The 10,869-nt window shown below is 69.7% G+C and carries 11 protein-coding genes; 9 read left to right on the forward strand and 2 right to left on the reverse strand.

Annotated features, from left to right (window positions below):
- Positions 1–33: 33 nt before the first annotated feature.
- Positions 34–1,497 (forward strand): sensor histidine kinase, encoded by a 1,464-nt coding sequence (locus tag ABD235_RS02815; RefSeq protein WP_344168822.1) that lies wholly within the window; start codon positions 34–36, stop codon positions 1,495–1,497.
- Positions 1,494–2,180 (forward strand): response regulator, encoded by a 687-nt coding sequence (locus ABD235_RS02820; protein ID WP_344168825.1) that lies wholly within the window; start codon positions 1,494–1,496, stop codon positions 2,178–2,180. Before ABD235_RS02815 ends, ABD235_RS02820 begins: the two co-directional genes overlap by 4 nt.
- Here ABD235_RS02820 and ABD235_RS02825 read toward each other — a convergent pair.
- On the reverse strand, positions 2,135–3,310 hold the full coding sequence (locus ABD235_RS02825) for a low temperature requirement protein A (RefSeq protein ID WP_344168828.1): 1,176 nt from the start codon (positions 3,308–3,310) through the stop codon (positions 2,135–2,137). The two genes, ABD235_RS02820 and ABD235_RS02825, sit on opposite strands and share 46 nt — an antisense overlap.
- Positions 3,311–3,480: 170 nt before the next feature.
- Here ABD235_RS02825 and ABD235_RS02830 point away from each other — a divergent pair, with 170 nt between their 5' ends.
- The 7 genes from ABD235_RS02830 (at position 3,481) to ABD235_RS02860 (ending at position 9,007) form a co-directional block, all read left to right on the forward strand.
- Entirely contained in the window at positions 3,481–4,233 is a 753-nt protein-coding gene (locus tag ABD235_RS02830) for an SDR family oxidoreductase (protein WP_344168831.1), read from the forward strand.
- The gene (locus tag ABD235_RS02835) at positions 4,230–4,481 is read left to right on the forward strand and encodes a hypothetical protein (protein ID WP_344168834.1); all 252 of its coding nucleotides are present in this window, start codon (positions 4,230–4,232) and stop codon (positions 4,479–4,481) included. Before ABD235_RS02830 ends, ABD235_RS02835 begins: the two co-directional genes overlap by 4 nt.
- Before the next feature lie 10 nt (positions 4,482–4,491).
- Positions 4,492–5,379 (forward strand): RNA polymerase sigma-70 factor, encoded by an 888-nt coding sequence (locus tag ABD235_RS02840; RefSeq protein ID WP_344168837.1) that lies wholly within the window; start codon positions 4,492–4,494, stop codon positions 5,377–5,379.
- A complete protein-coding gene (locus tag ABD235_RS02845; RefSeq protein WP_344168840.1) occupies positions 5,379–5,771 on the forward strand; it encodes a sigma-70 family RNA polymerase sigma factor family protein in 393 nt (130 codons plus the stop codon). Before ABD235_RS02840 ends, ABD235_RS02845 begins: the two co-directional genes overlap by 1 nt.
- 85 nt (positions 5,772–5,856) lie before the next feature.
- Positions 5,857–6,738, forward strand: a complete 882-nt coding sequence (locus ABD235_RS02850) for an ABC transporter ATP-binding protein (RefSeq protein WP_344168843.1) — start codon at positions 5,857–5,859, stop codon at positions 6,736–6,738.
- A complete protein-coding gene (locus tag ABD235_RS02855) occupies positions 6,735–7,913 on the forward strand; it encodes an ABC transporter permease (protein WP_344168846.1) in 1,179 nt (392 codons plus the stop codon). The genes ABD235_RS02850 and ABD235_RS02855 overlap by 4 nt, the downstream gene beginning before the upstream one ends.
- Positions 7,914–8,041: 128 nt before the next feature.
- Positions 8,042–9,007, forward strand: a complete 966-nt coding sequence (locus ABD235_RS02860; RefSeq protein ID WP_344168850.1) for a LysR family transcriptional regulator — start codon at positions 8,042–8,044, stop codon at positions 9,005–9,007.
- Between the two features lie 71 nt (positions 9,008–9,078).
- On the opposite strand, the gene ABD235_RS02865 is transcribed toward ABD235_RS02860, so the two are convergent.
- Entirely contained in the window at positions 9,079–10,506 is a 1,428-nt protein-coding gene (locus tag ABD235_RS02865) for a hypothetical protein (protein WP_344168853.1), read from the reverse strand.
- Positions 10,507–10,869: the final 363 nt, after the last annotated feature.

Raw genomic sequence — 10,869 nt, forward strand, 5'->3', positions numbered from 1 at the left:
GTCAGGGCCTTTCCACCCGTAGGCTGGTGACCTATGTCAAGTCCTCAGGAGCCGGGTACGCCGCCGAAGACCGGGACGACCGTCCAGGGCTGGATCCGGCCCGGACCGACCGCCAAGGAGCAGCGGTACGACGTACTGCTCGGCCTCCTGCTGGCCGTCGCGGGCGTGATCGCGACCGAGCTGGCCCGCGGCGCGACGCCGATGCCGGCCGACCTGGGCGTCGGCGGCGTGGAGCCGTACGTGCTGAGCGCGGCCGGCGCCCTGGCGCTGTGCTTGCGCCGCAGGCGGCCGATCGTGGTCATGCTGGTCGTGTCGGTGCTGTTCGTGGTCACCGGTGAGCGGGCGACGTTCGCGTTCGCCGGCAACATCGTCACCCAGGCGACCGCGTTCATGGCGATCTACACGGCGGTCGCGTGGGCCCGGGACCGGCGGCTGATGAAGGTGACGGTCGCGGTCGTCTTCGTGGTGATGTTCGGCTGGCTGACGCTGGGCTTCGTCCGGGCGCTGCGCACCGACGAGTTCAAGGGCGTCAACGACAGCCTGCTCGGGCCGTACGTGTCCGGCGTGATCATCACGCTCGCGATCAACGTCCTCTACTTCTTCGGCGCCTACTTCTGGGGCCGTACGTCGTGGGGCGTCGCGCGGCAGCGGCACGAGCTGGAGCAGCAGGCCGCCGAGCTGGCCGCGCAGCAGCAGGCCAACGCCCGGCGCGCGGTGATCGACGAGCGGCTGCGGATCTCCCGCGAGCTGCACGACGTGGTCGCGCACCACATCAGCAGCATCGGGATCCAGGCCGGCGGGGCGCGGCGGGTGATGGACAAGGATCCGGACGCGGCCAAGAACGCGCTGAGCGTGATCGAGAACTCCAGCCGGACGGCGGTCAACGAGATGCGCCAGCTGCTCGGGATGCTCCGCGCGGCCGATCCCGACCTGGACGACGAGCTCGGCGTACCGGTCGGACTCGGCGTACCGGTCGGCAAGGCGCCGCAGGCGGGCGCGGACCGGCTGCCCGCGCTGGTCGTCGAGGCGGGCGGCGAGGGGCTGGAGGTGGGGTTCCACCAGATCGGGGAGCCGGTGGAGGTGCCGGAGACGATCTCGGTGTCGGTCTACCGGATCGCCCAGGAGGCGCTCACGAACGTCCGGCGGCACTCGACCGCGCGGACCGCGCACGTGACGCTGCGGTACCTGGACGACGCGATCGAGGTCGAGGTGATCGACGACGGGCGGCCGAAGCACGCGCCGGTCGGATCGCGCCTGGGCCACGTCGGCATCCGGGAACGGGTCGCCCTGCTCGGCGGCGAGTCCGAGATCGGCCCCCGCCCGGTCGGTGGGTTCAGAGTGCGGGCGAGGATCCCGCTCGCCGCGCCGCCAGTCGGCACGATCGGCTCGTCCGATGTCGCGCCAGCGACGAGCCCGGGCGGCGCCACCCCTTCCCTCGACCCACAACCAGTGGAGACCGACCATTCTGTCCAAGACCGTGAAGGAGCAGCTCAGTGAGTGAGACCGGGGCCACCGGCCCGATGCGGGTGCTGCTGGTCGACGACCAGGACCTGGTCCGCGCGGGGTTCCGGATGATCCTCTCGGTCGAGTCCGACATCGAGGTGGTCGGTGAGGCCTCCGACGGCGAGAAGGCCGTCGAGCTCGCGCTGCAGCTGCGTCCGGACGTCGTCCTGATGGACGTGCAGATGCCTGGCCTCGACGGCATCGCCGCGACCCAGCGGATCGTCGCCGCCGACGCCGGCAAGGTCGTCATCCTGACCACCTTCGACCGCGACGACTACCTGTTCGAGTCGCTCGGCGCGGGCGCCAGCGGGTTCCTGCTCAAGAACACCGCCCCCGAGGACCTGGTCGAGGCGATCCAGGTCGTGCACTCCGGCCACGCCCTGCTCGCGCCGGAGGTCACCCGCCGCGTGATCAAGCGGTTCTCCGGCGGCGGCGAGCGCGTCTACCGCCCCGACCTGGTCGCCGACCTGACCGAGCGCGAGCGCGAGGTGCTCGGCCTGATCGCGCGCGGCCTGACCAACACCGAGATCGCCGGGCAGCTGTTCGTCGGCGAGGCCACGGTGAAGACCCACGTCTCCCGGGTCCTGCTCAAGCTCGGCCTGCGCGACCGGGTGCAGGCGGTGGTGTTCGCCTACGAGTGCGGGCTGGTCGTCCCCGGCGACGACGCCGCCTCCTGAACCTGCGTCACCGCGACCACCAGCACACACACCAGAGCGACCAGTACGACGACCAGAGGCACCCCGGCGTACGGGCCGAGCAGTGGTGCCAGCGCGATCAGCACCACGCCGACCACGCTGGTGCTGAGCCGCAGCGTCGGCCTGGCCAGGATGGTCCGCGTCACGCCCCACAGCAGGGCAACGAACAACCCGGCCGGTACAGCCACGGCGTACCCGGCGCTGGTGGGGGAGAGCGGTAGGTGATGGCTGGTCTGCTCGACTGCTACCTCCAGCCCGGCGCCGAGTGCAGCGAGTGCGGCGAACAGACCGAAGTGGGCGTAGCCCCACAGGAAGGACTGGTCGCGGTTGCGCTCCAGGCCGTGCCCGGCGGGCTGCAGGAAGTAGAGCCACCACAGTGCGAACAGCAGGACCAGACCGCCCACGCCGATGACCACCAGCCCCGCACTGACCTCGGTGGCCCGCACAGCGTTGCTGACGGCAAGGACGCTCTCGCCCAGCAGGATGATGGTGAACAGGCTGTACCGCTCCGCGATGTGGTGCGGGTGCCAGCCGGTGTCCCGCTTGCGTTGGGCCCACCACGGCACGGTCAGCTCCAGCACCGCCAGGCAGGCGAAGGTGAGTGTGGTGGTCTCCCCGGTCGCCGTGCGGATCAACCAGCCGAGCTGCAGCACACTGATCCCGACGGCGTTCCGGAACGCCGTACGACGCTCTGCCGGGTTCTCGACCCCCGCACGGACCCACTGGGCGATCTGGCCGAGCCGCATGATCAGGTACCCCAGCGTGACCAGCCGGAAGTCCGCGTCGGCCGCAGCCGTCGGTACGCCGGCCGCCAGCACCAGGACGCCGCCCATCTGCAGCAGGGTGAGCAGCCGGTAGGCCACGTCGTCGGTGTCGTAGGCCGACGCGAACCAGGTGAAGTTCATCCACGCCCACCAGATCGTGAAGAACACCTGCAGGAACCCGACGACCTCCGGGTGCCCGTCGGCGACGCTGTGCGCGAACTCTGCCGCCGCGGCCGCGACGGCGACCACGAAGGTCAGGTCGAACAGCAGCTCGAGCGGACTCGCCGCGCGGTGCTGCTCGTCGGGCCGGCGCGGGCGCATCCGGCCCCGGATCAGGGCTGCGGGCATGGTTCGGCTCCTGGTGCTGGTCGGCTCACGTCAGCAAGGACAGGGCAACGGCCCGGTCTGTGACCGGCGTCGCCCGAAAAACCTCTCGCGAACGGTCACAGCCGGGCCCGCTGTCCGGTCTTTGCTGGTGACGGGCGGCAGCAGGCCCCCACGACCGGCAGGAGACGGACATGAAGATCGTCGTCATCGGCGGCACCGGACTGATCGGGTCCAAGCTGATCCGCCGCTTCACCGCGCACGGGCACGACGCGGTCGCGGCGGCGCCGAACACCGGCGTCAACACGCTGACCGGCGAGGGCCTGGACGAGGTGCTGACCGGTGCGGACGTGGTCGTCGACGTGTCCAACTCGCCGTCGTTCGAGCCGGCCGCGGTGATGGAGTTCTTCACCACCTCCACCACCAACGTGCTGGCGGCGGAGAAGAAGGCCGGCGTCGGGCACCACGTCGCGCTGTCAATCGTCGGCACCGAGCGGCTGCCGGACAACGGGTACTTCGCGGCCAAGATCGCCCAGGAGGACCTGATCGCGAACTCCGGCGTCCCGTTCTCGCTGGTGCACGCGACCCAGTTCTTCGAGTTCACCATCGGCATCGCCGACGCGGCGACCACGGGTTCTGAGGTCAGGATCGCGCCGGTGAAGTACCAGCCGATCGCCGGCGACGACGTGGCCGACGCGGTCGCCAAGGTCGCCGTCGGTACGCCGCTGAACGGCCGCACGGAGATCGCCGGCCCGGACCAGGTGCGGATGGACGAGTTCATCCGCGAGGCGCTCGCGCTGACCGGCGACGCGCGCGAGGTGGTCGCCGACGAGCACGCGACGTACTTCGGCTCCGAGCTGCTCGAGGGCAGCCTGGTTCCCTCGGGCGAGGCCCAGCTGGGCCACATCCACTACGTCGACTGGGTCAAGGGCCAGGCCGAGCGATGAGCACACCTGACGAGCGGTCGTTCCTGCGCGACGCCGAGAGCATGTATGGGCACGAGCCGCTGAGCGAGCTGCACCACGAGGTCGAGGCCGACCTCGGGATGATCGCCGCGAGCGACGCCGAGCGCGTCGTACCGGTGAGTGAGTGGCTGGTCGACCCGATGGAGGTCGAGCGGGACGAGGTGGCGCTGCGCAGTCTGCTCGGCGCCGTCGAGGCGCTGGAGGGTGACCCTGACGCACATGGGGAGTGAAGATAGGCCCGTGGACGAACCTGCGGTGAGCGAGGCCGACGACCTGGAGGAGGCTGCCCGGGTCTTCAACGAGCTGCGGCCGCGGCTGTTCGGCATCGCGTACCGGATGCTGTCCAGCGCGAGCGAGGCCGAGGACCTGGTCCAGGACGTCTGGCTGCGCTGGCAGACCTGTGACCGCAGCGTCGTGGCCAACCCCGCGGCGTACCTGGCGACGGCGACGACGCGGCTGGCGATCAACGCGGCCCAGTCGGCCCGGGTCCGCCGCGAGACGTACGTCGGGCCGTGGCTGCCCGAGCCGGTGGACACCAGTGCCGACCCGCTGCTCGGTGCGGAGCGTGGGGAGGCCCTGGAGTTCGCCGTACTGATCCTGCTCGAGCGGCTGTCGCCGAACGAGCGTGCGGCGTACGTGCTGCGGGAGGCGTTCGACTACCCGTACTCGCAGATCGCGGAGATCCTGCAGCTCAGCGAGCCGGCTGTGCGCCAGCTGGTCAGCCGTGGACGCAAGCGGGTCACTGGTGACCGCCGTACGCCGGTGGACGAGGGGGAGCAGCGCCGCCTGCTCAGTGCGTTCGTCAGCGCGGCCCGGACCGGTGACCTGGTCGCACTGGAAAGCCTGTTCGCCGCGGACGTGTCCAGCTACTCCGACGGCGGTGGGATCGTCCGGGCCTCCAAGTTCCCGGTGCACGGGGTGGAGCGGGTCGCCAAGTACTACAAGGCGTTCGCCGACCGCTTCTGGGCCGGTGTCGATGTGGAGATCGCCACGGTCAACGGCTCGTCGTCGGCACTGCTGCGGCTCGACGGCCGGCTGTTCGCCATGGTCACCGTGGTGGCGTCGACCGAGGGTATCGACCGGATCTACTGGCAGATGAACCCGACCAAACTCGCCGGGGTGGGCTGATGATCGACCACCTCGTCGCGGCCCTGCGGTCGGGACAGGTGGAACGACTGCTCGCGCCCGGCGCCGTACTGGTCTCAGACGGCGGCGGGCAGGTCGCCGTTCCGCTGCAGCCTGTCCACAGCCCCGCAGAGATCGCCCGGGTGATCACCCTCCACTGCACCCGTCCCGGCGCGGACCTTTCGGTCGAACGCGCCAACGGGCGGCCGGCCATCGTCGTACGGCGGTCCGGGCGGGCGCAGGCGGTGCTCTGCCTCGACGTCGCCGACGAGGTCGTCACGCACCTGTGGCTGATCCTCAACCCGGCCAAGCTGACCGCCTGGCACCGGGATCTCCCTCCTGCGGATGACGCCGCCGGTCACACTGCGGACCGACGTGCGGACGCTCCCGGCTGACTAGCGTTGGTACCACTCCCGCGGTGGGAGTGGCCGGGCCTGCGCCCGGTCCGGGGGCCGAAGCAGCAGAGGAACGGTGAACGGGATGCTGAGCGTTGCTGGGCTGACCCGGCGGTTCGGTGATCACCTCGCACTCGACGACGTCACGTTCGACGTCGTGCCGGGGCGGATGACCGGTTTCGTCGGGGCCAACGGAGCCGGCAAGACGACGACGATGCGGATCATGCTCGGGGTGCTCGCGCCCACGGCGGGGCAGGCGCTGTGGAACGGTGCACCGCTGACGCACGCGATCCGCAGCGACTTCGGCTACATGCCGGAGGAGCGCGGGCTGTACCCGAAGATGAAGATCCGCGACCAGCTGATCTTCTTCGGCCGCCTGCACGGTCTCGACCCGGTGCGGGCGGGGGAGCGGACCGACAAGATCCTCGACCGGCTCGGCCTGACCGAGCGGTCCGGCGACATGCTGGAGACGCTCTCGCTGGGCAACCAGCAGCGCGTCCAGATCGCCGCCGCGCTCGTGCACGAGCCGATCGCGCTGGTGCTCGACGAGCCGTTCAGCGGGCTCGACCCGCTCGCCGTCGACGCGATGGTCGACCTGCTCCGCGAGGAGGTCACGCCGGAGGTGCCGGTGCTGTTCTCCAGCCACCAGCTCGAACTGGTCGAGCGCCTGTGCGACGACCTGGTCGTGCTGTCCCGCGGCAAGGTCGTCGCGGCCGGCTCGGTGGCGTCGCTGTCGGCCGGCTCCAGTACGACGTACCGGCTGGTGACCGATGTCGACGCGGGCTGGCTGCGCGACGTCCGGGGCATCAAGGTGCGTGACGTGGATGGCGCGTCCGGGCTGTTCGACGTGGTCGAGGCGGGCCAGGAGCAACAAGTTCTGCAGCTGGCGATGAGCCGCGGGCAGGTGCTCGAGTTCGGGCCCGAGCGCGTGGCGTTGAGCGACGTCTTCCGGGAGGCGACCCGATGAGTGAGCAGAAGCAGGGTTTGCGGCACCCGTGGCAGCTGGTGGCGCTGCGGGAGATCAGCACCAAGCTGCGGGACAAGACGTTCATCGGCTCGACGCTGTTCATGCTGGTCGTGGTGATGCTGGCCGTGATCGTCCCGGCGCTGCTCGCCGGCAACGACTCACCCGACAAGATCGCGGTCACCAACGACGCCGGTGCCCGGATCGTGCAGACGGCCGACCAGTTCAACGGGGACGACAGCTTCGAGACCACCCGGGTCGCCGATCGGGCCGCGGCCGAGCAGGCCGTCACCTCGGGCGACGTGAAGGCCGCGCTGCTGCCGGCCGACAACGGGTACGTCGTACTCGGTGACGACGAGGTCGACAGCGGGATCCAGAACGCACTGCGCGAGGCGGTGACCAATCTGGGCATGTTCGACAATGCCGCTAAGAAGGGCCTGACGCCCGAGGAGCTCCAGGCCGGTACGACGGTGCAGGAGCAGCTGCTGAACCCGGGACCGCTGCCCGAGATCGTGGCCGAGTTCGTGAACATCGGCCTGGCGCTGGCCTTCTACATGACCGCGCTCGGCTTCGGCATGATGATCGCGCAGAGCGTCGTGCAGGAGAAGGAGAGCCGGGTGGTCGAGATCCTGGCCGCCGCGATCCCGATCCGCGCGCTGCTGTGGGGCAAGGTGGTCGGCAACACGGTGATGGCGTTGACCCAGATCGTGGTGATCGCGGCCGCGTCGCTGATCGGGCTGCTGGTCACCGGACAGGCCGACATCCTCGAGGTGATCGCGCCGGTCGCGGGCTGGTTCGTGGTGTTCTTCGTGCTCGGGTTCCTGGCGCTGGCCGGGCTGTGGGCCGTGGCCGGATCGCTGGCCACTCGGCAGGAGGACCTCGGGTCGACGACGCTGCCGGGGCAGATGATCCTGATGATCCCGTTCTTCTTCTCGGTCTTCGCCGGGGGGACGGCCAAGACGTGGGCATCGTTCGTGCCGATCGCGTCGTCGATGGCGATGCCGGGGCGGATGCTGACCGAGGACGTACCGGTCTGGCAGCCGCTGGTGGCGATCGCGCTGCTGCTGGTCGCGACCGTCCTGATCGTGCGGCTCGGGGCCCGCCTGTACGAGCGGACGCTGCTGCAGACCGGGCGCAAACTCGGTTACCGAGAGGCACTGAGTCTCGACGCGTCCTGACTTCTGGGCTTAATCCGCTACCTATCGTCACAGCCGGGCAAACGTTACAAGTTCTCGCCCGGCTGTGACACAACCGCAACACGCGGTACCTGTGTACTGCGGCGTAACCTCGACTACGGTCCCAATGCATGAACGTCGAGCTGCGCCACCTGCGGGTGGTGGTCCTGGTGGCAGAAGCGGGGTCCGTCGGACGGGCCGCCCGCTGGATGAAGGTGAGTCAGCCGAGCCTGACCGCGCAGCTGAAACGGATCGAGTCGGCGTTCGGCGGTGAGCTGTTCGAGCGCTCCCGCACCGGCGTCACCCCGACCCCGCTCGGCCGGTACGCCGTCGACCGCGCCCGGGCGATCCTGGTCGACGTCGACCACCTGTCCGCGACCGTGTCGGCGATGACCGCCGTCGAGTCCAGCGCCGTCCGGCTCGGCGGGTTCCCGACCGCGCCGATGTCCGGGATCGCGTCCCGGCTGCGCGACCACGGCGAGATCGAGCAGGTCAGCATCGAGGTCGAGTGGTCGACCAGCGTGCTGCTGCAGCAGTTGGAGAGCGGGCGGCTCGACTTCGCGCTGCTGCGCGAGTTCCCCGGCTTCGAGCTGCGGCTGCCGACGGGCGTCGACGCGTGCACGATCGTCGAGTCCGAGTCGGCGTACGTCGTACTGGCCGCCGACCATCCGAAGGCGATCGCCACCCGCCACCGCGGCGACATCGACCTCGCCGACCTGGCCGAGGAGGAGTGGATCGGCGAACCACCGGACGACAGCGGCTTCCACGTCCTGTTCCGCGCTTCGTGCGAGCAGGCGGGCTTCACGCCCCGGATCGAGCATCACTCGGTCGACACGTCGGTGCTGATGGGCTTCGTGACCAGCGGTCAGGGAGTTGCGCTGATCTCGCCTACGTCGTACCGGATGCTCTCCAGCGACGTCACCACCCGCCCTTTGGCGGGTGACCCGATCCACCGCCGGCTGCTACTTGCCTGGAGCACCGACTCGCCCCGTGCGCAGATGGCGTCGGACGTGTGCGAGATGGCCATTCACGCGTATGACGAGGCCTTCGCCGAACACGCCCGCTGGGGGCAACACCAGCGCATGCACGTCGCCTGAGCTGTTCTGTTCAGTCCCAGACATTGGAAGACCCCGGTCGCTTTGCGACCGGGGTCTTTCGCGTACCTACCTCAAGCTCCAGCGGGCCTGAACTGTCCCACGAAGAACTCCCCAGTGTCCTCGGGGTCGTCCATCCGCTCGCGGTACTGCTGGCCGACCTCTTCCTTGGGCCGTACGAAAGCCTGCAGGCCGGGGTTCTTGGGTGCCTCCGGCTGAGGGGCCGCGGCCTTGGGGGCCTCGGGCTGCTTGGGTGCTTCCGCCTTCGGCTCCTGCGCTTTCGGCTCCTCGACCTTCGGGGCCTCAGCCCGAGGGGTCTCGGCCTTGGGTGCTGCTTCCTCCGGAGTCTGAGCGACTGGCGGCGTTGCGGCCGGAGCCGCAGCGGCCGGAGCAGCAGCAGCAGCCGGCGGTGCGGTAGCCGCCGGAGCGGGGCTCACCGCAGTAGCCCCCGCGGCAGTCGGCGTGGCAGCAGCCGGCGGCTCATCGTCCTTGTCGTCCTCAACAGCCTCCGGCGCCTCGGCAACCGGCACTTGCTGCGTCGCGTCCTGATCCACCGGCATCTGCTGAGTTGCGTCCGAATCAGCAGCAACAACCTGAGTCTCCTCAGCCTGCCGATCCTCGCCAGCAGCAACAGCCTGCGTCTCGTCACCCCGCGGAGCCTCGCCGGCAGCAACAACCTGCGTCTCGTCACCCCGCGGAGCCTCGCCGGCGGCAACAGCCTGCGTCTCATCCGGGTCGCTCTGCCGCGCAGCCTGCTGTGCTTCGGCCCGCTGCGTTTCATCCCGCTCCGGCGCCACCTGCACGGTCTCGTCCGCATCGTTGCCCACCGCACCGACAACAGCCGTGTTCTCCCGCTCGGCCCGAGCATCCGCCTCGGCGAACTGCATCGTGTGCTCGTCCGCCTGACTCCGCGGCTGGACCGGCGCCGGCTCGTCGTCGAACAGGTCGTCGTAGCTCGAGTTCCCGAAATTCTGGAACCGGTTGTCCCCAGCCGGCACATACTCACCAGCAGCAACCGGCGGCGCATAAACAGCAGCCACCTCAGCCTCCTGCTGCGCCTGGGCGAGCTCCTGCTCCCGCTGGCGCCGCTCGGCCTCAGCCCGCTCGCGGCGGCGCCGCCGTACCGACTGCACGATCAGCTGCACCGCGTACACCAGCGAGATCACCGCGAGGATCGGCACCACGCCGTTCAGCGTGTACGCCTTGAGCCCGTCGATCATGCCGGTCGTCACGCCCGGGACGTCGTTCAGGAAGTTCGTCGTCCGGTTGGGGATCCAGTGCACGGTGTAGATCATCGCGCCGAACATCAGCGCGGCACCGAGCGCGGCCGCCCCCGAGAAGTACGACACCACAGCCCAGAAGATCAGCGCTCCGATGCCGTAGGCAAGCGCCATCTCCTTCGCGTTCAGCTCGATCCCGCCGTCGGCCGTCAGCACTCCGAACGTGGCCGGCCCCGCCAGCGCCACGATGATCCCGAGAAGGAAACCAAGGAATTTGGACACGTCCCCACCGTAGCGACGTTTTCCCCACAGACAGCGACGACACTTCGGCGCCCCGCCGGACCTTCACCTACGGTCGGTCACCGAACCTCAAAACCCCATAAACCCAGGCCCAGCGCCTGAATCAGTGCGCACCACAACCCACACCCTCCGCGGCCAACCCCAGCCCGCACATCCTCAAAGCCACCACCACTTCACCGACCCAAGCAACAGCCCACCACCTGCCCCACAAACTCGCCACATGCCTCAACCACGAAGGCCCGCCCAGTCCCCACCGACCAGCCACCCCAAATACCCGCAGAACACCACCCCGGCAGGCCCACAACTCCTGCCCCTGCCGGGACAGGCCAGCAGCGCGCAGGCGAC

It is taken from the genome of Kribbella lupini, assembly GCF_039529595.1.
In the GTDB taxonomy this organism is placed as follows: Bacteria; Actinomycetota; Actinomycetes; order Propionibacteriales; family Kribbellaceae; genus Kribbella; species Kribbella lupini.